The sequence below is a fragment of the Methylosinus sp. LW4 genome (assembly GCF_000379125.1).
Taxonomy (GTDB): Bacteria; Pseudomonadota; Alphaproteobacteria; order Rhizobiales; family Beijerinckiaceae; genus Methylosinus.
In genome coordinates, this window is record NZ_KB900627.1 from 384,606 (window position 1) to 407,198 (window position 22,593).

The window sequence follows — 22,593 nt, forward strand, 5'->3', positions numbered from 1 at the left end:
GCGAGCGGACCGCCGGGGCTCGATCCAATAATCCATCCCCGCGTCACCCCGTTTTCTTTCGTTCGCGCGCCGCCTTCGCGGCCTTGCCGCGCAACAGCGCCATCAGCACGGGTCCGAGCGAGAACTCCCCTGCCCTCGCCTTTTCGGTCAGGACGCGAAGATAGCCGCCGGCGCTCTTGATCTCATCGCCGCGTTGCAGGATCGCGGCGATGACGATGGAGGCGTCATGCTCGCCCAGAACATCCAGGGCCTGTGACCAGGCGTCCGGCGACACGCCGAGCGCCGAGCGCACTGTCGCCGCCGCAGCAGCGAGGTCTCGCCATGACGAGATTTCGCCACTCGGGCCGTAATCGACGATGTCTGGACAGGCCTCCAGCACCATTCCGAGCGGATAGGCGCGAAGCGGCGGTTTTGGATCGACGGTTCGAGGACGATCTGGGGATGTTTCTGGGGCGCGATCGATCGCTCCCCCGGGCTCTTCGAGATTTGGCTGGGGTGGCTGAGCCCTGCCTTCTTGAAGGCTAGGTTCAAGATCAGAAGAGTTTGTGGTTTGATTCTGTATGTGACGCTCAGTTTGAGACTCATTGCCGCTCATATTTTGAGCTTTTATATGCGTTTCCAGCGACTTGTGGATTTCCGCCGCTAGAGCGGCCAGTTCGCCGGTCAAAGCCTCCAGATCGGCGCGGGAAAGCCCCCGTCCATAGCGCCCCGAAAGCGTCGCATAGCGCTGATGCGCCTCGTCCCAATCGCCCGAGACGCCCTCCTCCAATGCTGTCTCGATCATTTTGACAATGTCGCGGCGGGTGAGGGTGATCTTTTCCCGCAGCAACGCGATCGCGCGGTTCTCGGCCCGCACCTCCTCGGCGAGATTCTCGATTTCGCTCGAGCGCGCCACGAGTGGCGCGAGGTCGAAGCCGAAGGCGTCCGCTATCGCTCCCCCCTGCCCTTTCCGGGCGAAGCGTTTGCCGTTCGGGGAATCACGGCGGATGATGAGCCCGGCGTCGACCAAGCAGGCGAGATGCCGGCGCAAAGTCGCCGGCGCCATGCCATGGGCGCGGATCGAGAGTTCCTTGTTCGAAGGAAACACGACGATTCCGGCGCCGGCCGAGCCCGCCTCGGCGGACATCGAAGCGACCTCCGGCAGACTGAGCGCGGTCTCCTGGTGGAAGCTCAGCAGCGCGTGCAGCACCGATAGCGCGCGCTCGGTGACGCCGAGCGGCTCTTTGGCCTCGGTGAGCGCGCGGAACAGCCGCCACTTATGGACGACTGTTTCGGATGCGCCCGGCTTGGCGGCGAAATTCTCGGTCGCGGCCTGGCTCGCCACCATGGCGAGCGACAGCGGCCGCCGCCCAAAGGGCGTCGTTGGACGTGTCTGCATGATCCTTTGCCTCGTTCAGGCAAAAGAAATCCGCTCGCCGAAACGGCGCCGACTCTTGACAGCGATTCGCGGAAGTGGGATTCTCTCAGTCGCAACACATCGAGAAGGGCTTCCGGGGCGTGATCGTTTCGGGGGCCTTTTTCTTTTGCTGGGTTCTCCTCTCGTCGACTCTCACGCGCCTTTCGATGCGCCGTCGATGGCGTCGAAAGAACGATACTCCTCGAGCAACTCGGGTAGGCGCGCAGCGAGGAACCGCGCAAATGCGCTTCCGTCCACTTTCGCCAGAGTTACTTTGACATCGCGCTCAGAGGCGCGAATTTCCGCGACCGACTGGCCGGCGGAGTTCTTGATTTCTATGATCGGCCGGGCAGGGCGCTGCTCCGCCTCCCCCCGCTTTGCGGCGGCGAGCGCCCGTGCAAAACGCGCGTCGCCGTCGAGCAACGAGAAGGCGGGCAGGGTGATCGCGTCCCGCGCCCTCTTCAGTGCTGAACCTTCGCGCAGCAGCTCGGCGAATTCCTGCCAGCGGCCGCGGCCGATTCTCGGCGCCTTTCCGATCGCTCGAACGACATCATCTGGGACCGCCTTGGCGACCGAAATCAGCTTGGAGGCCTCGGCCCTGTCGATGGCCAGCGCCTGCTGAATCACAGAACGGCTTCGCCCGGCGCTCTCCAAGCGCCGGGCGAAGACCGCGCGCTCGATGAAGCTCAAATCCTCGCGCGCCGAATTTTCGACGCCCTGCGCGATGACGAGATCATCATCGCCGAGCGCGCGAATGATCGCTTTCACGGGACGGCCGAGCTGGAGCGCTGCGCGAATGCGGCGATGCCCGAAAGCCGTCTGATAGCGTCCTGCCAGCGTCGGGTTGGGGCGCAGCAAGACGGGGATTTCCTGCCCGCGGTCGGCTATCGATTGCTTCAGCGCCTCGAAGGAGGCGTCCTCCTCCTGGAGAAAGCGATCGGCGTAAGGGGAAGGATCGATCGCGCCAGGATCGACATCGACAACCTGCTCGCCTGCGGCAATGCGGGCGCGCAGCGCCTCATTTTCTCGCTCTATGTCGGAGAAAGTCTCCTTCATCGAGCGCACGGCGCCGGCCGCCACTCGGCGCGGCTCTGGATTGTTGTCTGCAGACAACATCGGGGCAGGGGGCTGCGCGAACAGGGAGCGGATCGTATCCGTGCGCTTGCTCATCGCCGCCACACCTTCTTCATGAGGCCGAGAATTTCGCGATTGACGCCGTTCACAGAATCGAGCCCGCGCTCGAAAGCGGCGCGCCCGACCGAACCCTTGTCGAGCTCGTAGAGTGATTGCTTGGTGAGCCCGGCATTGGCTATGGCCGTCGATTTCCAAACCGTCGCGCCCAGCACATCCTCGTCGAAAAGATTGCGCAGCAGAGCGACGATCTGCGTTTCCGGCACGTCATTGGGATCATGCCGCGTCACGACATATCGGATAAAGTCATAATCCAGCTGGCCGCCGGCCTCCTCAATGACCGTCATGACGTCGGACGTCATGAGAAGAAATTGATTCATGGAGGCCACATCCACCATCTGCGGATGAATGGTCACGAGCATGGCGGTCGCCGCATTCAACGCGCCCATGGTGAGATAGCCCAGCTGCGGCGGGCAATCGATCACGACGATGTCGAAATCGTCGGCGACCTGGTCGATCGCGCCGCCGACACGCCGGAAAAACAGATCGCCGCCGCGCAGCGATCGCTCCGCCATCGCGCGCGGGGTGTGATGCTCGAACTCCATGAGCTCGAGGTTGCCCGGAACGAGCGACACGCCGGCGAAATAGGTGGGCCGCACCACCTCCCGCATCGGGCGGCGCGCCTCGTCGTAGCGAATCGCGCCATAGAGCGTTTCGCCTTCCCCTATGTCGAACTCCGGCTGATAGCCGAACATAGCGGAGAGCGACGCCTGGGGATCGAGGTCGATCGCCAGCACCCGGTAGCCTTCGAGCGCGAGAAACTGCGCCAGATAGAGGGAGGTCGTGGTCTTGGCCGACCCGCCTTTGAAATTCGCGACGGCGATGACCTGCAATTTGTCGCCGAGGCGCCGATGCGGCAAAAAGCCGAGCGCCTCCTTCGGCCGCGCGCCGGCGAGGTAGACCCGCAGCTCACCGATCTGGCTCGGCGTATAGGATCGCCGCCCACCGCCGGACACTGCGGGAATTGGGCCGAGCCCGTCGAGCGATAATTGCCTGAGGTAACCGTCAGAGACGCCGAGAAAGCGTGCGACCTCCCCGGAGGAAAAGGAACGCAGCGTCTTCCGCGCGGCCGGCGGAAAAAGCGTCGCGCTCAGCGCCTGCATTTGCCCCGACAAGACTTTTGCATGCCGGGTCATTCGCTGCAGCGCGCTCTCCGGCTCCGAATAGGGCAGGGCGTCCAAGTTGCTCGTCACAGAAAACGGTTCCTGAGCGTTAAACGGCTAATTTCCGTTTGCGACTAGAGGCCGATTCTCGATTCTTTGCAAGTCGTATTGGGTTAACCGAGTCCTAACGGCCACCGAGCCCACACCACATGCACGCGCTCGTCCCCTATGCGCAATGCGGATCGCCAGTCGAGACGCGGTTCAGCGCTTCGGCGCCCAGACTTCGCCAAGCTGACCGCAGTCGCGTCGACGCTCGGAGCCGCCCGAACGAAACGGCGCCTTCCCAATCCTAGCCCATGCGGAGATCGCACGATTGCGCGGATAGAGGCGCCGCGCCGACGCCATTGGCCATTCGAAACATCTCGGTTCAATCGAAGCGCCGTGCCCTCACCCGAACGCGAGCGCCGGGCGTAAGCGGCCCGGCTCTCGTGACGCTTGACGCTTCCAATGCGCACCGCACGACGACGCTCTTGAAACCCAGCGAGCACGCCGGCCTAACGACCGGGCTCTTCCGCTCGCATCGATCGAAGAATAGCTTCGGCGAAGCCGAGGAGCGCGTCTGGGGGCAGGGATAGACGTAGGCTTGCGGCATTCTCAGCCTGAGCGTCCGACACGAGACGAACTCGAACGACTTTCCGTTTTAAATCGGGCTCCTCGACAATCTCGAGGGCCTCTCCCTCCAGGATCGGCGTGTCGATCGGGCCATTACGTGAGCGCAGCTCGCGGGCGATCTGCGCCAATTGCAAGAGCAGAACCGCAAGGCGCTGCGCTTCGTCAGTGGGGAAAATAATATCTGCCGCAGCGTCATCGGCTTTGGCGTGGAGAACAATGTCTTCGCCGTCATTGGCGACGGCTCCGCTTTCGATAGACCTGAACCCGACACGAATGGTCATGCCAATCATCCTCTCGTCGAACGCTATGCCCCATCGCCATTCTCCGGGGTCCAGGAGGCCGACTGGAATCGACAGCGATCGAAAGCCCGACCGAAGAGTCTATCCGCTTCAGCGCTTTCGATATGAGGGGGGGGGACGTCGTTCGTCCCGGGGGGATTACGGACGCCTGCGCATCGACGCCAAGGTCATCGGTCGTCGTCCCGACACTCGTCCTTCTCATTTCCGCGGTCGTGTTCTGGCGATGGAATGTCCATCGCTCTGCGGCATATTCCTAGTGATGTTATATATTAATGTCAAAGCAGGCGCGCATTCCGCGGCTCGCGCATGAACGAGGCTCTGTTCCCATCGGCGCTTATCGCGACGCGTTTCACGCCACCCGAACGAACTCGGCGACAGACACGAAACGCCTCATACGAGATAATAGACGGCCTGAGCCTCGCGCGCATGGGGCGCGGACGCCAGAGCGCGCGCGGCGCGCACCGCATTGAGGGTCGCCGAATAATCCGTCTCCTCTTCGGGGAAGATCCGCTCTCCCGGATGGCGATCGAGGATGTGCATGCGTCCGAGCGCGGCCTGAAGATCAGGCCTGACGCCGGCGAGCAGAACCTCGAGCCCCTGGGCGCGCGCTTCGGCGAGGAAATGGTCGAGCGCCTCGAGCGCCACGGCGTCTGGATTGCGCACCCGCTTCAAGCGCAGCACGATGCATGTGACGCCTCGCGCCTGCGCCTCGTCGGCGGCGGACTGAAGATAACGCTCGAAATCCGGCGCGGCGCCGAAGAAGAGGTCGCCCTCGAAATCATAGATCAGCACGTCTCGGCTCGGCGGATCGGAGGCGATGCGCGCCCGCACGACGCCGTCGTCGGCGACGACCAGCTCTTGCGCCTTCAGCCTGGCGGCGCGCAGCACATACCAGACGATCGACAGAGTCGCGCCGATGAGAATCGCGAACTCGACTCCGATCGCCAGCGCCGACGCCGTGGTGACGAGAAGGAGGATCGCATCATAACGCGAGGCAGTGAGCGTGTAGCGCAGCCGCTCGAGATCGATGAGCCGCGCGGCCGCCACGATGAGGAGCCCAGCGAGAGCAGCCTTGGGAATATAGGCGGTCAGAGGCGCGAGCAGCAGCACCGCGACCGCTACGAAGGCAGCCGTGAACACGCCCGAAAATCGTGTGACCGCTCCCGCCTGATAATTGATCGCCGTGCGCGAAAGCGACCCGGCGCCGGGCATGCAACGGAAGAAGCCGCCGATGAGATTGCCGACTCCTTCGGCGAGGCATTGCCGATTGTAGTCGAGCGGCTGACGCGTCTTGTGGGCGATGGCCTTGGCGATGGCGAGCGCCTCGAGCAGGCCGAGTATGCCGATGGCCACGGCCGACGATGCGAGATCGAGGAACCAACCGAACTCGATCTCGGGAATATGGGGCGTCGGCAGAGCCGCGGGCACCGCCTCGATGAGCGGAATCGCCGGCTTTACGCCTGGAGCCCCTTGCGACCAGCCTGCGAGCCAGGCGACGAACGACAGCGCGATCAGAGAAAACAGCATGTCGATTTGCGGCAGCCGGAATCGCTTCACGGCGTATCGCGCGGCAATGGCGATGGCGATGGCGCCGCCGCTGATAGCGATCGCCTTTACGTTGAAAGGCGCAGGCTGGGTCAACGTCAAATAGAGGCGATAGAGCACATGCTGATGGCCCGTGCCCTGCGCCCGAACGCCGAGCGCATTGGCCACTTGGCCGATGATGGTGAGAAAGGCCGCTCCGGCGATAAATCCGGTGACCACGGACTCCGAAATATAGCGCGTCACATCGCCGAGCCGCGTGACGGCTATGGCGATCTGAACGACGCCCATCATCACGGCGAGCAGGAACATCGCCTCATAAGCATCGAGCTTGGCGTCTGGATCGATGAAGGCGAGAGCGCCGAAGACGACGAGCGAGACGGCTCCCGTCGGACCATTGACGAGATGATTCGACGATCCCAGCACGCCGGCGATGGCAGTGAAGACGATAGCCGTATAAAGACCGAAGCGCGGATCGACGCCGGCGATGAGCGCATAGGCCATGCTCTGCGGAAGCGAGATCGCCGCAACCGTCATTCCCGCGACGAAGTCCTTGCGAATGTTGGAGAGCGTCCCGGCGCCGAGCCGATCCCGAAGCGGGACGGGCCGCATCGCTGTCTCGATGGTCATTTGATCGAACTTCTCCTTATCGCCTCTCGTCCAATCGGCGATCATTCGGTGCGGGGCTTGGGCGTGTAGACAGTGTCGATGATTCCATTCTCGGAAAAGAATTTCTGCTGCGCATCCTGCCAGTCGCGCGCGATGGCGGCGATCGGAAAGAGGTCGATCGCCGGCAGACGACGCGCATGGCGCACGAGAGTCTGCGCATCGACGGGCCGGTAGCCGTCTTTCGCGATGATCTCCTGCGCCTCCGGGGTGAAGAGAAATTGTAGATAGGCCTGCGCCTGCTTGGCGCTCGAATGCTTGGCCGCATTTGCGTCGACGACGGCGACGGTCGGCTCGGCGAGGATACTGACCGTCGGATAGACGATCTCGAGCTCGCCTTTCGAGGTCTCCGTCTCGCGCAGCGCCTCGTTTTCCCAGGCGACATGGACATCGCCTTTCCTCTCCACCGAAAACGCGACGCCGGCCGCGCGCGCCGCCGCGACGAGAAAGGGCGCGTGGTCATAGAGCGCGCGTAAGAACTCGCGCGCTTCCGCTTCGCTTCCGCCGCGCGTGACGACTGCGCCCCAGGCGGCGAGCGCGGCGAGCTTTCCATTGCCGGAGGTCTTCGGGTCGGGGAGGATCACCTCGACGCCCGGCTTCAGCAGATCCGCCCAATCGCGAACGCCATGCGGATTGCCTTTGCGAACGACGAAGACGATCGTCGAATGATAGGGCTGGGAATGATTGGGGAGGCGTTCGCTCCAGCCGTCGGGAATGAGCCCACGCTTGTGCAAAGCCTCGACGTCCGACGGAAGGCCGAGCGTGACGACATCGGCCGGCTCTTCGCCTTGAGCGACGCGCCTCGCCTGGTAGGACGATCCGCCATGCGACTGCTTGATGGCGATGCTCGATCCCGTCTCTTTCTCATAGGCGGCGGCGAAAAGCGGATTTATGTCCTGATAGAGCTCGCGCGTTGGATCATAGGACACATTGAGAAGGTGATGCGCCGCGCGGCCTTCGACATTCTTCCCGACAATCACGGCGACCGCCAGCGCGGCGGCCGCAACGGCGGCGATGTTCAACCAAGGAATGCGCATTCTCGTCGACCTCACGCCGCCGATGGGCTCGACATCACTAATATATACAGTATGTAGACTAAATATCAGCAGCCCTGTCAATCAGCGCCCGACGGACGACGTCGCCGTTGGAAATTTTTGCTCTGGCATAAGGTTGATCGGCCGCTTTCCTCTATGGGTTCGCCTTCGCGCAAGGGCTCACGAAGGACGAGGACAAGCCGCTCGTCTATCCAGGCAGATACTGGGCCGTAGATCGCGTCCATGCCGATCGGGAATCGCCGCGTCGAATAGCGTGACACGGAGCGACGCTTATCGCCGCGCCGTGTCGCAGTCTTTTTCAGCTCAGGCGAGCAGCTCTTTCACGACCTTGCCATAGACGACCGTCGGACGTTCCGCGCGACCGGCTCTCGAGAAGGTGGTCTTGAGGTGGTCCAGGCCGACGAGCTGCAGAACCGTCGCGTGCAGATCATAGGTGTCGACCGGATTTTCGACGGCCTTCAGGCCGATCTCGTCCGTCGCGCCATGCGTATAGCCGCCCTTCACGCCTCCACCCGCGAGCCATTGCGTGTAGCCCCATGGATTATGATCGCGCCCGTCTCCGCTCTGGCCATAGGATGTGCGCCCGAATTCGGATGTCCAAACCACCAGCGTTTCATCCAGCAGTCCGCGCGACTTCAAATCAGCCAATAATCCAGCAATGGGCTTGTCGACGGCGCGGGAACGCGCGCCGTGATTTTCTTCGAGCTTGCTGTGCGCGTCCCAATTGCTGAAATCCACGCCGGCATTGTCGAAAGGCCAGGACACGACTTGAACGAAGCGCACGCCGCGTTCGACGAGCCGCCGCGCTCTCAGCAAAATCGTTCCATATTCGCGAGTCGCCTCTGAGTTCAGCCCGTAGAGCTCTCGGGTCGCCGCCGTCTCTCGGGTGAGATCGACCGCTTCGGGCGCAGAAGCCTCCATTCGGTAGGCCAGCTCATATGAGCGCGCGCGCGCCGCCAGCTCGCTATCATTGGGATGACGCGTGGCGTCCTTCTCATTGAGATGCAGCAGGAGATCGAGATTGGATCTCTGCTCGGTGGAAGAAATCAATTCCGGCCGCTCGAGATGGAGTATCGGCGATGGTCCCGATCGAAACGCCGTGCCTTGATAGACCGCCGGAAGGAAGCCCGAGCTCCAATTGATGGCTCCGCCCCGCGGCTCCTTATCCCCCGCATAGAGCACGACGAAGGGGGGCAAATCTGGATTGGCCGAGCCGAGCGCGTAGGAAATCCACGCCCCGAGCGAAGGACGGCCGGGAACGAGATCGCCGGTGTTGAGCTTCAAGATCGAGATGTCATGCGTGGCGCCGACGGTGACGCTGGACTTCACGAAAGCGATTTCGTCCGCATGCTGCGCGAGCTCCGGCAGAAAATCCGAAAACCATGCGCCGCTCTCGCCATATTGCTTCCAAGCACGATTGGAAGCGAACAGCTTTCCAGTCTTGCCTTGACCAGCGGTGCGAATGCCCGTCAAGAACGATTCCGGCGTGTCCTGTCCGGCCAGCCGCTCCAAAGTCGGCTTGTAGTCGAAGAGGTCGAGCGTGCTCGGAGCGCCGTCCATATGCAGCCAGATGATCGACTTCGCCTTGGGCGCGAAATGCGGCTCCCGTCGCGCCAAAGGATCGAGCTTCGGCGCGGCTGCCGCAACAGGAATCGAAAGAATGCCGCCTCCGGGCAGAGAGGCGTTCAGCGCGAATCCGCCGAGCCCATAGGCCGAACCGACCAACCAGTCACGTCTCGAATGTCCGCTCATGCTATATTCCTTCGCAAAGGCTCAGGGGATAGGTCAAAATCGATAGATGAACTCGTTGGAGTTCGCGACCGTATGAACGAGATCGACGAGAGCCGAAGCGCGCAGCGGATCCTGTGTCGGCGCGACATCGCCGGTCGGCAGGGCGATCGACAATTTCCCGTCCTTTGCTTTGCTCGCGATCAGCTGCCTCTGCTTGTCGAGGAACTCGACGAGCAGCGCTTTCTCCGAGGCGTCCGGCTTTCTCGCAAAGAGTATTTCGTAGAGACGTTCGAATTGCGCCGATTCGTCGCCGCCGACCTCCGCGAGAAGCCGTCCAGCCAGCGCTTGCGACCATTCGAACACGATATCGCTGTTGACGAGCGCGAGCGCTTGCAGCGGCGTCGTCGTCACATCACGCTTGCTGTGCACTTGCTGCGTGTTCGCCGAGTCGAAAGGCTCGAGCAGAGGATATGGCACGCTGCGCCGCGCGAAAATATACAGGCTGCGACGGTTGTGATCCTTCGGGTCCTTCGAGACCTCCCAAGCGGATCCTGCATTCAGATTGCTCGGAACGGGCGGAAACACGCTCGACCCTCCGATCCGCCCGTCCAGCCTGCCCGAGGCGGCGAGGAGCGAGTCGCGAATTTGCTCGGCGTCGAGCCGCTTGCGGGGGAAGACGGCGAGCAGCTTGTTCTCCGGGTCGACAGCGGCGACGTCTTCCCGCTGATCCGACGACTGGCGATAGACGCGCGACAGCAGAATCTGTCGATGCAACGCCTTGACGCTCCATCCCCCCTTCACGAAGTCCGAGGCGAGACGATCCAATAGCTCTGGATGCGTCGGCTTGTCGCCCGCCCGGCCGAAATCGCTGACCGTTCCGACGATCCCCTTGCCGAAATATTCGTTCCACACGCGATTCACATAGACGCGCGGCGTCAGCTGATTGCCGGAGTCGACGAGCCAATTCGCCAGCGCCAGCCTTCGCCCCGAGGACGTCGCCGTCGGCGCGATAACGGGCTTTTCGCCTGTGAGCGCCTCGGGAAAAGCAGGTTGCGCTTCGTCGAGCGGCCGCTCGTGATTGCCGCCGAACAAGACATAAGTGGGCGGCGCGTCGGCATGCCCGAGCTCCGTCACCGCCGTTATCGTGTTCGATCCCTTTTTGGGCCGGAGCTCGTCGAACTTCTTCAAATCCTCGAGCAGCGACTTATATTCTGCGGCCAGCTTGAGGAACTCGTCACGCGACACGGTGATGCGGGGACCTCCAGCAGCGGCGCCTTCGCCGCCCTCCGAGAAGCGCGCATAGACGTCCGCAGGAAGATTGCGCAGAAACAGCCCGAGGCGATCGTCGGTCGAGTTGATCGCGACACGATGGTTGAGCCATCGGTCGAAGGCGTCCCATTCCCCTTTCGGCTTGAGGATATGCGCTTGGCTGCTCGCCTCGTAACGCTCTTTATTGAAAGCCGACAGCACGTCACGAAATTGCTCGACGATCTCTTTTCGACGATTCTTGTTGGCGCGAATCGCCTCGTCATATTTCGCCTGCGCGGCTTTGAATTCTTTTTCGGCCTCTCCCGGCGCGGCCACCGGCGTCCTTTCATCGACGCTCGTATTGGCGAAGAACGCCTGCAAGGAGAAATAGTCCTTTTGGGTGAATTTGTCCGACTTGTGATTATGGCATCGCGCGCAGCCGATCGTCGTGCCGAGCACGACGGACCCGACCGTATCGGTGATCTCCGTGGCGACCTGATATTTTCTCAGCACCAGATCCCGCGCGTTGACGTTTTCGGGAAAGGCGGCGAGAAATCCCGTCGCGGTCAACGCTTCCTGGTCGCCGGGAGCCAGCTCATCGCCAGCGATCTGCTCTCGAATGAAACGCGAATACGGCTTGTCGCTATTGAACGCGTTGATGACATAGTCGCGATAGCGATAGAAATTCCCGCGCGTCTCGTCGCCTTGGAAGCCCGCGCTATCGGCGTAACGCGCCAGATCGAGCCACCGACGCGCCTGCCGCTCGCCATAATGCGGCGAGGCCAACAGACGATCCACCAGCTTTTCATACGCATCCGGCGCGTCGTCATTGACGAAGCGCGCGACGTCCTCGGGCGCCGGAATAACTCCCCAGACATCCAAGGTCGCGCGGCGAATGAAAGTTGCGCGATCGGCGTCCGGCGAGGGAGCGAGATTGGCCTGCTCCAGCTTTGCGAGAATGAAAGCGTCGATCGACGTCCGTGGCCAATCTGCGCGCTCGACTGTCGGCGTGGCCGGAACTTGCAACGGCTGATAGGCCCAATGCGTCCGACTACCGGAGGAGACGGGCATTCCGTCGTCTGCGGCCAAGGCGACCGAAATCGCAGAGGCCGCCGCCAGTGACATAAAAAATGCTTTTTTCGTCATGCGCATCATGGGGCTTCCTCGACAAAGCGCTTTGTCGCCGCATAAAAGTGGGATGTCTCGGTCGCGGCTAAATCATACTTATTTAGTATAGATAATGCGCGCTCTGTCAATCCCATTCAGGGGAATTCCGTTCGAGCGCCGGCGGGTTCGACCTTCGCGCCGGGACGGCGCGTAATTTATAGAGAGATGTTGATATTATCGTCGACGGGCGTCCGGCCACTGTCGGCGCTTCCACGCCATCGCATGCATTTTCTTCGCGACTGGGCTCGACGAAGGCGACGCCATAATATATATATTATCTATCTGATATATGTATTTAAGGAGGCGTCATGCCCGTTGCCGATCGATTTCGTCCTCGCGCTCGGGCATGCGGGCCCTCGAACGCGGGAAAGCGCCGGCATCCGGCAGGGCTCCGCAATCGGCTGCTCTCTTCAGTCTGCTCGATCTCTTGCGTTTTCGGCATCGCCAACGCAATCGCGCTCCGCCAGGCGCGAGGTCAGGAAGCGACCATCGCCGACGTGACCGTCGGCGCCCAACGGGGCGAATTGACGAAGCAAGAGCAGAAGGTGCTGCTGGAGACGCCCCGCTCCGCCGCGATCATCAATGGCGAAAAGGCCGAGGACCAGCGGCTGGATCGGCTCGACGATTTCGCGCTACGCGTTCCGAATTATCGGCCCAACACGGGCAATCCAGAGACTTCGCTTCCTGCGATCCGCGGCATGGGGTCGGGACGCGTATTGCAAATCGGCGGCGAGTCCGACACGGGCTTCGTGCAGGACAATGTCTTCTGGAAATATGTCGGCTTTCAATGGGGCGACTATGTCGATCTCGATTCCTTCGAGATCGGGCTCGGCCCACAAGGAACGACCGGCGGCAAGAACACGACCGTCGGCACGGTCGGCGTGCGCACGCAATTGCCCTCGTTCGATCGCAAGGCGACATTCGAGACCTCCTACGCCAATTACAGCCGCATCATCGAGAAAGTGAACCTCACCGGGCCGATCATCGACGAGAAGCTGGCCTATCGCGTCGCCTTCTATCTCGATCAGGGCGACGGCTGGATTCACGATCAGGCGACAGGGGCCGGCTATTTGAACAATCATCGCTGGGGCGTGCGCGGGCAATTGCTCTATGTCGGCGACGAGTTCACCGACCGCCTGATCTTCAATCGCGCGAGCTCCTACGAATATAATAATTACGGCAAATCGGGACGTGGCCCCTTCTCGGATTCGGCCGTGCTCTATGCGAACGGAACCTTCGGGACGAATTTTTCGCAAACATTATGGAACCGACTCGGCCGGCCGGTCCTCACCTTCGATCCCTATAAGCCCTATGTCGTCGGCTTCGGAACGCACGAGGCCCAGACATTGAGCGTATCGAATGAGATCGATCGCCAGATCGGCGAGAATACGCTCACGTCGATCTCGGCATGGGGGCAGTATTACACCCATCCCAATTCTCCCGAGACTCCGGCCGGCGGCTCGCAAGGGACCGAAACGAACAATGGCTACGGCAATATCTGGGTCGATCAATATTCGCAGGAACTCCGCCTCGCCTCGCCCAAGGATCGCCAATTGGAATGGCAGACCGGAATCTATTCGCTCTATGAGAAGCTCTGGGATTTTTCTGGAAACAATTTTGGAACAGACGCCGCGAAATGGTACAATAATGCAGCATTGCAGCGCGGCTTCCAACAACGCCAGACCGGAAAGTCGAACACTTTTCAGCTCGCCGCTTTCGGCCAGGCGTCGTACCATCTCGACGATCGATGGACTTTGACCCTCGGCCTGCGTGACAGCTACGAGGTGAAGGAAGGCTCCAATTTCGCCTGGATCAACGCCGCGAGCACGACCTATTCGGCGCAGCAGGTCTATTCGGCGGTTCGCGGCGCGACGGGCGCCGGCATTTTCGACACCGGCGGCCAGACGAAAAAACGCAATATGTTCACGGGGATATTCAACCCGAAATACAAGGTCGACGACAACATCACGCTCTATGGGCTCCTCGGACGCGGCGAGAAGGCCGGGGCGATCAATATTTCCGCGCTGCCGATCATGGATGGCCTGACGTTCAAAGGCTTTCAACCGGTCATCACAAAGCCGGAGACTTCGTGGGATTACGAGATCGGCGCCAAGACGAGCTGGCTCGACGGACATTTGATCGCCAATATGAATCTCTATTGGTCCGACATTTTCAATCTTCAGGATCAATTGACCGATACGAGCTATCTCGACAGCACTGGCCAGCCTCTGCGCTTGACCTACCTCGGCAACATACCTCACATCAGGCTGCGCGGCGTCGAGTTCGATGGACGCTGGAGTCCGATCGAACGCCTGCAGCTGAATCTTTCCGGCGCCTACACCGAGGTCCGCTACATCGACTTCGCCAATGCGGCTCCTCCCTCTGACTGGATCTGGCCGACTCCCAACCCCGTCCCGGCGGGGTTCATCAAAGCGCCTTTGACTCTTTCCCGCTCGAACACGCGATGGGAGAATCTACCGAAATGGGCGTTCAATGTCGGGGCCGACTATGAACATCCACTCGGGCCGATCCTGAGCGATCTCGGGCCGAGTTGGGCCGTTCCGGTCAATGGCTTCGCCTATGTGAATGTCGCCTGGAAGGACAGAACGCAGCTCACGGACCCGCATTCCGTGTTTCAATATTGGCAGGCCGCCTATTCGCTGGTCGACTTCGGCTTCGGCCTGCGCACCGAAGACAAGCGCTACAGCCTGTCGGTCTGGAGCAAGAACCTCTTCGACAAGCGCTATTTCACCTCGTGGACGGCAGGGACGACGACCGCGCCTGCGACCGTCGGCCTGCAAGATCTGCCGCGCACTTTCGGCGGAACGCTGAGGGTCACTCTCGATTGATCTCGAGATTGCCTCGCCCTCGATGCGGCTCCGCCTCGTCGATGGCGAGGAGATGGCGGAGCTGCTCGACCACGGTCTACATCGTGAGTGAAACAGGGCCATATATTCGTCGATAGTGCTCGACGCATGCTATCGCTTCGGCTCACTGAATCAGCGGGAGCGGAGCGTCCGACGTGTATGTGCCGACCCGTGTCGTTCGCTTCGAGGGAGAGGATCGATGGCCCGGCTATCTCTCATCGCGTTGTCGAGCATCGTCTTTCTCACGAGCGCTTCGGCTGACGCTTTGAAGGATACGCTCCCGCATATTTCCGTGACGGGAGAAGCGTCGGAGGACGAAATCCCCGATAGCGCCAAGCTCCTTCTGGATATCGTGACCGAAAGGCCGACCGCGGTCGAAGCCGTGGACGAGAACGCGCAGAAGACTCGAGCCTTGCTGGAGGATCTTGCCCGGCAGGGAATACGAACGGACGGCATTCGCGCCAGCGGCTCGACGCTCGTCTCCCTCCGATCGGACGGCTCCGCCGCGCGCGGCGCGCATGCAGGGCGCGTCTCCAGGAGCTTCCGAGTGCGGAACGAATTGAGCGTTCTCGTGAATTCGCTCGATACGGCCACGGCGATCTTCCTGCGCGCCGTCGACTCCGGCTCCAATGACGTTCGGGGAATGGAATTCATCGTCGGCGACGAGACGGCGCGTTCCGAACGATTGCGGGTCGCAGCGATCAAAAATGCGGAGCAGCGCGCGAGAAGCTATGTCGAGGCCTTGGGCTCGAAGCTCGGGCGCATCATCGAAATCGCTCACGACGAGGTGACGCGATCCGATGACGTCGAACGCGAATCGACGCCGACGGCCGCCGCGCCGACGAATGGAGCGATCGCCCTGCCTCTGCGGCCCGGCGCGCGACGGCTCACGGCAAAAGTATCGGTGACATGGGCGCTTTCGCGTTAGCCTTTGTCTGCATATATCATCGAAGCCCCGGCTCGAGCTCGGCCTGAAAGGCGAAACGAATGCGCGAAACGCCTTTTTCTCGAACGAGCGCGGCGCGGCATGGAACGGTCTCCGCGGTCAGGGGAGCCGTGCTCGACGTGCGCTTCGAAGAGGGCGCGCTGCCGGAGATCGAGGAAGCTTTGATCGTCGAGAAGAATGGCGGTGGAGAAATCTTAGTGGAGGTGCAGGCGCATCTCGACCGCAACAGCATAAGAGCCATCGCTTTGCAATCGACTGTCGGATTGTCGCGCGGACGCAGAGTCCGGGCGACCGGCGGCCCGATCGAGATCGCAGTTGGCGATGCGACGCTCGGACGGCTGATCGACGTGACGGGAGGCGTCGGCGACAATGGGCCGCCCCTGCCCACGGACGCGCCGCGTCGCCCGATCCATCGCGCGCCGCCGCCGCTCGCGGACCGGCCGCGAGGCGCCGAGATTTTCGTGACCGGGATCAAGATCATCGACCTTCTGACCCCCATCGCGCAAGGCGGCAAGGCCGCTATGTTCGGCGGCGCGGGCGTCGGCAAGACGGTGCTCGTGATGGAGCTCATCCACGCTATGGTCTCGGGTTATCGGGGAGTGTCGGTGTTCGCCGGCGTCGGCGAACGCTCGCGCGAGGGTCATGAGCTGCTGCTCGACATGGGCCGCTCGGGCGTCCTCGACCGCACCGTGCTCGTCTATGGTCAGATGAACGAGCCTCCCGGAGCCCGCTGGCGCGCGCCGCTCACGGCTTTGACGATCGCGGAATATTTCCGCGACGAGAAGCGCCAGAACGTGCTGCTGCTGATGGACAATGTCTTTCGATTCGTCCAGGCCGGGGCCGAGGTTTCGGGCCTGCTCGGACGGTTGCCCTCGCGCGTCGGCTATCAACCGACGCTCGCGAGCGAGGTGGCGGCGCTGCATGAGCGAATCGCGTCGGTCGGCGGCGTCGGAGTGACGGCAATCGAGGCGGTCTATGTCCCCGCGGACGATTTCACCGACCCGGCCGTGACGACGATCGCGACGCATATCGACAGCATGATCGTATTGTCGCGGCAGATGGCGGCGGAAGGCATGTATCCGGCGATCGATCCTATCGCCTCCTCCTCTGTCCTGCTCGACCCGCTGGTCGTCGGCGAGGAGCACGCCAATGTCGCGACGGAAGTCCGCCGCGTCATCGAGCATTACCTCGAATTGCAGGATGTGATTGCTCTGCTCGGCGTCGAGGAGCTGGGCGCCGAGGATCGCAAGCTCGTCGGGCGCGCGCGCAGGCTGCAGCGCTTCCTGACCCAGCCCTTTGCCGTCGCCGAGGTCTTTACCGGCGCGCCGGGGCGATCGGTTCTGCTCGTCGACACGCTCGCGGGCTGCCGCGAGATTCTCTCCGGCGCCTGCGATGACTGGCGCGAGAGCTCCTTCTATATGGTGGGAACGCTGGAAGAGGCGGAGCTGAAGGAGAAGGCCGCGGCGCGGACGGACGCCGAAACGAAGGAAGGACGAGCATGAGCAGAACATTGCGGCTCACCATCACGACGCCGAACGTCGTCCTCCTCGATGAAGCCGACGTGCGATCCGTGCGAGCCGAGGACAAGAGCGGCGGATTCGGGATCCTGCCCGGACACGCCGATCTTTTGACCGTGCTTCCGCCATCGGTCGTGCGCTGGCGAGCCTCCGACGGGACAGAACGCTATTGCGCGATTCGACGCGGCGTGATGACCGTCCGAAAAGGAGAGATCGTGTCGATCGCGTGCCGCCAAGGCGTTCCGGGCGGCGATTTGCGAGAGCTGGAAGCCGAGGTCGAATCGGCGCGCGCGGCGGAGAAGGACGCATCGGCGCGCGCGCGCGTCGAGGAGACGCGGCTGCACGCCAGCGCCGTGCGTCAGCTCGTCCGCTATCTGCATCCTTCGAGCGCTTCGGAAATGTTCGGCGACGGAAAGGAAGCGCCATGAGCGAAGCCGGGCCTGGGCGAGAGCGCGACCCTATGGCGGAAGCTTCGCGCCTGGCCGCCGCACGTCGCGAGCTGTTGCGCGAGCAGGCAGAGCCCTCGCTCGGACGACGGCTGGGACAGATCGGCGCGCTCGGCTGGACCATCGTCCTTCCGGCGCTCGCCGGATTGTTCCTCGGCCGCTGGCTGGACAAGGCCTATTCCACGGGCGTGTTCTTTTCGGCGCCTCTCGTCATGATCGGCGCCGGCGCCGGCCTGTGGCTCGCCTGGAAATGGATGTCGCGCCAATGATCGCTCCGTCCGCCGCCTCTCTCTTATTCCAGCTCGCGCTCGGCGCGGGGGCGGGCCTCGCCGCAGGCTTCGCCTATTTCGTCGCCTTGCGCTGGAACGTCGATCTCTTCGAACGGGGCGCGGCGCCCAAGGCATTGCTCCTGCTCATGGCGCGCTTCGGCGCGCTCGCCCTGGCTTTGACGGCGCTCGCGAAAATCGGCGCCATCGCCCTGCTCTCGGGCGCTCTGGGATTGCTGGTCGCGCGGCGCGCCGTTCTGCGTCGATTGGGAGGCCTTCGATGAAATCCTCGCCGCTCGCGCTCGAGCCCGGCTTTCAGCTCGGACCGGCGCCGATCAGCAAGCCTGTCATCGTCACATGGCTCATAATGGCGGCGCTCACGCTCGCGAGCGTCCTCCTGACGCGGCGGCTCTCGCTGCGGCCGGGGACCGGGCAGTCCGCGCTCGAGCTCTTTGTCGAGACGCTCGATGCGCAAATATGGGACACTCTGGGCGCCGATCCGGCGCCCTATCGCGCGCTGCTGGGAACGATCTTCCTATTCGTGCTCGCCGCCAATTGGTCGTCGCTCATTCCCGGCGTCGAGCCGCCCACCGCGCGGCTCGAGACCGACGCCGCGCTCGCTCTCATCGTCTTTTGCGCGATCATCTATCACGGCCTGCGTACGCGCGGACTGCTCGGCTATCTCGCGACTTTCGCCGAGCCGAGCATCGTCATGATCCCGCTCAACCTCGTCGAGCAGATCACGCGGACCTTCTCGCTGATCGTTCGCCTGTTCGGGAATATAATGAGCGGCGTGTTCGTCATCGGCATTGTCCTCTCGCTCGCCGGCTTGCTCGTGCCGATACCGCTGATGGCGCTCGACTTGCTGACCGGGGCGGTCCAAGCGTACATTTTCGCGACACTCGCCATGGTGTTCATCGGCGCGGCGGTCGAGGAGCGCGACTCTCGAACGCATGAAGCGCGATAGCGGAGGAAGCCGCGAAATGGACGATATTCAATATATCAGCGTGATCGCCGCGGCCGTCGCCGTATCCTTCGGCGCGATCGGCCCCGCGCTCGCGGAAGGCAAGGCGGTCGCCGCGGCCATGGATGCGATCGCGCGACAGCCGGAGGCCGCGGGCGTCCTGTCGCGCACATTATTCGTCGGCCTCGCGATGATCGAGACCATGGCGATCTATTGTCTCGTGATCGCGCTGCTGCTTCTCTTCGCAAATCCTTTCATCAAATAAGGCGCGCGCACGCATGCAGATCGACTGGTGGACGCTCGGTTTGCAGACCGTCAATGCGCTGGTGCTGATCTGGCTGCTCTCCCGTTTTCTCTTCCGTCCGATCGCGTCGATCCTCGCCGATCGCAAGGCGACGGCGCAACGCCTCCTCGACGAAGCGGCCGCCGCCGAAGCCTCGGCTCGAACATTGGAAGAGAAAGCGCGCGTCGCCGTCGAGGACATCGCGTCGAAACGCGCCGAGACGATCCGCGCGGCCATAGAAGAGGCGAAGGCGGCGAGCCGCGAGCTACTCGACGCCGCCCAGTCCGACGCTGATCGAATGCGGGCCGACATGCGCCTCGAGATCGAGCGCTTCGAAAAGTCAGAGCGTCGCGCCGAAGCGGAGCGCGCGAGCCTCCTTTCCGTCGACATCGCCCGGCGCTTGCTCGACAGGCTGCCGCGGGAGTCGCGCGTCGCAGGCTTCGTGGAGGGGCTCGCCGAAGCGATCGCCGCTCTGCCGGAGCTGGAACGCGTGGATTTTTGTCTGCGCGGCGAAACGACTCTCACCGCGCCGCGCCCGCTGACCGCCGAGGAAGACTCACTCTGCCGGAGCGCGTTCGAGCGCGCTCTCGGACGCCCATTAGAATTCGCCCTTCGCGTCGATCCGACATTGCTCGCGGGCCTCGAATTGGAGAATAATCACACCAGCATCCGCAACAGCCTGCGCGCCGATCTCGAGCGCATTTCCGCAACTTTGCTGACGGAGCGGGAAAATGCCGGATGACTCCGGCGAATGGCTGGACCGTGGCCGCAAGGCCGTCGCCCAGATCGATCTCGGACCGCGAGTCGAGACGATCGGTCGGGTCGAGAGCTTCGCTGACGGAATCGCCTTCGTCTCTGGCCTGCCACAGGTCGAGCTCAATGAATTGCTGCGTTTCGAGAGCGGTCAGCTGGGCTTTGCGCTCGCGCTCGAAACAGATCGTATCGGCGTCGTGCTTCTCGATTCGGGCGAATCCATCGAGGCCGGCGCGCGCGTCTTCGGCACTGGCGAGGTTGCGCATGCTCCGGTCGGCGAAGGCCTTCTCGGCCGCGTGGTCGATCCGCTCGGACGCCCTCTCGATGGCGGCGAGCCGATCTCCGCCGCCGCCTTTCATCCCGTCGAGCGCGACGCCCCGAGCATCATCGCGCGCGATCTCGTGACCGAGTCGGTCGAGAGCGGCATATTAGTCGTCGACTCGATGTTCGCTCTGGGGCGCGGCCAACGCGAGCTCATCATCGGCGATCGCGCCACCGGCAAGACGTCGATCGCCATCGACGCCGTCATCAACCAGCGTCATTCGGACATCGTCTGCGTCTATGTCGCCGTCGGGCAACGGACGACCGCGGTGGAGCGCGTGATCGAGGCGGTGAGGACGCGCGGCGCCGCAGAGCGCACGATCTTCGTCGTCGCCTCGGCCGCAGCGCCTCCCGGCCTGCAATGGATCGCGCCTTTCGCGGGAGTCACCATGGCGGAGTTCTTCCGCGATCGTGGCGGTCACGCGCTCGTCATCATCGACGATTTGACAAAGCACGCGATCACTCATCGCGAGCTCGCTCTGCTGACGCATGAGCCGCCGGGACGCGAGGCCTATCCCGGCGACATCTTCTATGTCCATGCGCGGCTGCTGGAGCGCGCCGCCAAATTGTCGAAGGAACTCGGCGGCGGCTCATTGACTGCGCTCCCGATCGCCGAGACCGACTCAGGCAATCTCTCGGCCTATATTCCGACCAATCTCATCTCCATAACCGATGGCCAGATCGTGCTCGACCGCCGCCAGTTCGCCGCCAATCGCCGTCCGGCCGTCGACGTCGGCCTCTCGGTCAGCCGCGTCGGCGGCCGCGCGCAGCCGGCGGCGCTCCGAGACGTCTCGGGAAAGCTGCGGTTGCAATATTCGCAGTTTCTCGAGCTCGAGATGTTCACGCGCTTCGGCGGCATGTCGAACGCGCGGATCGAGCGCGACATGATCCGCGGCGAACGCATTCGGGCGCTGCTGACGCAGCCTCGTTTCACCCCTCTGCGCCTCGCCGATCAGGTCGCTCTGCTCGCCGCCTTGGACGCGGGAGTCCTCGATTCCCTGCCGGTCGCAGACATTCCTCTGCTGACGGCGAGACTGCCGGCGCATCTCGATTCCGCCGCCGCGCAAAGCGTCGCCGCGCTCGCGCATGGCGCGCCCCTCGATGCGGCGAAGCGCGCGGATCTGGCGGAGCGCGTGCGCGATCTCGCGACCGAGCTCGAGGCGACGGCGCCATGACCGAACGCTCGAGCGACATAAAGGCGCATATCGCCGCGACCCGTCAGCTCGAAAGCGTCGTTACGGCGATGCGCGGCGTGGCTGCGGTTCGAACGCGCGAGGCTCAATCGCGTCTCGATGGCGTGCGCGCTTATGCGAAGGCCCTGGGCGAAGCGATCAGCGCAGCGCTCCCCCTGCTGGCGCGAGCGCCGCATCCGCGCAGCATGGCCAATCATCGGCCCGCATCCGACCACATCATTCTCGCCTTTTGCTCGGGACACGGATTCGTCGGCGCGTTCAACGAGCATGTTCTCGAGACGACGATGCGGCTCGCCGCCGGCGCCGGCAAAGAGCGCACGAGCGTTTTCATCGTCGGAGAGCGTGGGGCGACCCTCGCCAGAGAAAGAGGCTTGCGAGTCGACTGGACATTGCCGATGGCGTCGCGCGTCGACGACGCGCCGTCGCTCGCAGAACGGATCGCCGCCGCGCTCTATCGAAGGCTCGGCGAGCATAGCGCGGATCGCGTGACGATCATTCACGGAAGGCCGAGCGCCGCCAGCGTCGAAATCATCCAGAGACCACTCATTCCTCTCGATCTCGCCCGCTTTCCACCGGCGCCGCGCCTGATCCCGCCGCTCGTCGCCATTCCGCCCGAGGCGCTCATCGAGAGCTTGGCGCAAGAATATGTCTTCGCCGAATTATGCGAGGCGGCGGCGCTGTCCTTCGCCGCGGAAAACGAAGCGCGAATGCGTGCGATGATCGAGGCCCGGAGCAATGTGCAAAAGACGCTCGAAGAGCTCGAGGCCCGCCATCGTCAAAAGCGCCAGGAGGAGATCACGGAAGAAATCGTCGAGCTCATGAGACCCGCTTCGGGAAGAGCCCGCGCTGGCGACGACGCGCGGGGCCGAAGCCGAGAGTAGACGATCTTTTTCAACGCGGGCGCTTCGGCCGCGCGTGATCGTAGCTCGCTCGCATTCGGCGCCGGGCGAAGCGATTTCGCCGCGGC

The 22,593-nt window shown here is 63.1% G+C and carries 19 protein-coding genes; 11 read left to right on the forward strand and 8 right to left on the reverse strand.

Features of this window, described 5'->3' with window-relative positions:
• Positions 1-43: 43 nt before the first annotated feature.
• From repC to METLW4_RS0121465, 8 genes are all read right to left on the reverse strand, one after another.
• On the reverse strand, positions 44-1,378 hold the full coding sequence (gene repC, locus METLW4_RS0121430; RefSeq protein WP_018268287.1) for a plasmid replication protein RepC: 1,335 nt from the start codon (positions 1,376-1,378) through the stop codon (positions 44-46).
• A gap of 171 nt (positions 1,379-1,549) precedes the next feature.
• On the reverse strand, positions 1,550-2,566 hold the full coding sequence (repB, locus tag METLW4_RS0121435; protein WP_043333505.1) for a plasmid partitioning protein RepB: 1,017 nt from the start codon (positions 2,564-2,566) through the stop codon (positions 1,550-1,552).
• Positions 2,563-3,723, reverse strand: a complete 1,161-nt coding sequence (gene repA / locus METLW4_RS0121440) for a plasmid partitioning protein RepA (protein WP_051079716.1) — start codon at positions 3,721-3,723, stop codon at positions 2,563-2,565. The genes repB and repA overlap by 4 nt, the downstream gene beginning before the upstream one ends.
• Positions 3,724-4,244: 521 nt before the next feature.
• Positions 4,245-4,643, reverse strand: coding sequence for a hypothetical protein (locus METLW4_RS0121445; RefSeq protein WP_157235568.1), 399 nt, complete (start codon positions 4,641-4,643; stop codon positions 4,245-4,247).
• Between the two features lie 408 nt (positions 4,644-5,051).
• Entirely contained in the window at positions 5,052-6,833 is a 1,782-nt protein-coding gene (locus METLW4_RS0121450) for a SulP family inorganic anion transporter (RefSeq protein WP_157235570.1), read from the reverse strand.
• Positions 6,834-6,874: 41 nt separating this feature from the next.
• Positions 6,875-7,906: a sulfate ABC transporter substrate-binding protein gene (locus METLW4_RS0121455; RefSeq protein WP_018268292.1), complete on the reverse strand. Its 1,032-nt coding sequence runs from the start codon at positions 7,904-7,906 to the stop codon at positions 6,875-6,877.
• Positions 7,907-8,227: 321 nt separating this feature from the next.
• On the reverse strand, positions 8,228-9,676 hold the full coding sequence (locus METLW4_RS0121460) for a DUF1501 domain-containing protein (RefSeq protein WP_026191712.1): 1,449 nt from the start codon (positions 9,674-9,676) through the stop codon (positions 8,228-8,230).
• Between the two features lie 33 nt (positions 9,677-9,709).
• Positions 9,710-12,058, reverse strand: a complete 2,349-nt coding sequence (locus tag METLW4_RS0121465; protein WP_018268294.1) for a DUF1549 and DUF1553 domain-containing protein — start codon at positions 12,056-12,058, stop codon at positions 9,710-9,712.
• Positions 12,059-12,378: 320 nt separating this feature from the next.
• Between METLW4_RS0121465 and METLW4_RS0121470 the strand changes: the two genes are divergently transcribed.
• The 11 genes from METLW4_RS0121470 (at position 12,379) to METLW4_RS0121525 (ending at position 22,507) form a co-directional block, all read left to right on the forward strand.
• Entirely contained in the window at positions 12,379-14,919 is a 2,541-nt protein-coding gene (locus METLW4_RS0121470; RefSeq protein WP_018268295.1) for a TonB-dependent receptor, read from the forward strand.
• A 217-nt stretch (positions 14,920-15,136) separates the two neighbouring features.
• Positions 15,137-15,865, forward strand: coding sequence for an SIMPL domain-containing protein (locus METLW4_RS0121480; RefSeq protein ID WP_018268296.1), 729 nt, complete (start codon positions 15,137-15,139; stop codon positions 15,863-15,865).
• Positions 15,866-15,924: 59 nt separating this feature from the next.
• The gene (gene atpD, locus METLW4_RS0121485; protein WP_018268297.1) at positions 15,925-17,385 is read left to right on the forward strand and encodes a F0F1 ATP synthase subunit beta; all 1,461 of its coding nucleotides are present in this window, start codon (positions 15,925-15,927) and stop codon (positions 17,383-17,385) included.
• Positions 17,382-17,828, forward strand: a complete 447-nt coding sequence (locus METLW4_RS0121490; protein WP_018268298.1) for a F0F1 ATP synthase subunit epsilon — start codon at positions 17,382-17,384, stop codon at positions 17,826-17,828. The genes atpD and METLW4_RS0121490 overlap by 4 nt, the downstream gene beginning before the upstream one ends.
• Positions 17,829-17,860: 32 nt before the next feature.
• Complete coding sequence (locus METLW4_RS0121495; RefSeq protein WP_018268299.1) at positions 17,861-18,115, forward strand: AtpZ/AtpI family protein; 255 nt, start codon at positions 17,861-17,863, stop codon at positions 18,113-18,115.
• Entirely contained in the window at positions 18,112-18,396 is a 285-nt protein-coding gene (locus tag METLW4_RS0121500) for an N-ATPase subunit AtpR (protein WP_018268300.1), read from the forward strand. The genes METLW4_RS0121495 and METLW4_RS0121500 overlap by 4 nt, the downstream gene beginning before the upstream one ends.
• Entirely contained in the window at positions 18,393-19,079 is a 687-nt protein-coding gene (locus METLW4_RS0121505) for a F0F1 ATP synthase subunit A (protein ID WP_018268301.1), read from the forward strand. Before METLW4_RS0121500 ends, METLW4_RS0121505 begins: the two co-directional genes overlap by 4 nt.
• Before the next feature lie 16 nt (positions 19,080-19,095).
• Complete coding sequence (locus tag METLW4_RS0121510; protein WP_026191715.1) at positions 19,096-19,341, forward strand: F0F1 ATP synthase subunit C; 246 nt, start codon at positions 19,096-19,098, stop codon at positions 19,339-19,341.
• Between the two features lie 13 nt (positions 19,342-19,354).
• Positions 19,355-20,101: a F0F1 ATP synthase subunit delta gene (locus METLW4_RS0121515; protein WP_018268303.1), complete on the forward strand. Its 747-nt coding sequence runs from the start codon at positions 19,355-19,357 to the stop codon at positions 20,099-20,101.
• On the forward strand, positions 20,091-21,608 hold the full coding sequence (locus METLW4_RS0121520) for a F0F1 ATP synthase subunit alpha (protein WP_018268304.1): 1,518 nt from the start codon (positions 20,091-20,093) through the stop codon (positions 21,606-21,608). The genes METLW4_RS0121515 and METLW4_RS0121520 overlap by 11 nt, the downstream gene beginning before the upstream one ends.
• A complete protein-coding gene (locus METLW4_RS0121525; protein ID WP_018268305.1) occupies positions 21,605-22,507 on the forward strand; it encodes a F0F1 ATP synthase subunit gamma in 903 nt (300 codons plus the stop codon). The genes METLW4_RS0121520 and METLW4_RS0121525 overlap by 4 nt, the downstream gene beginning before the upstream one ends.
• Positions 22,508-22,593 lie beyond the last annotated feature (86 nt).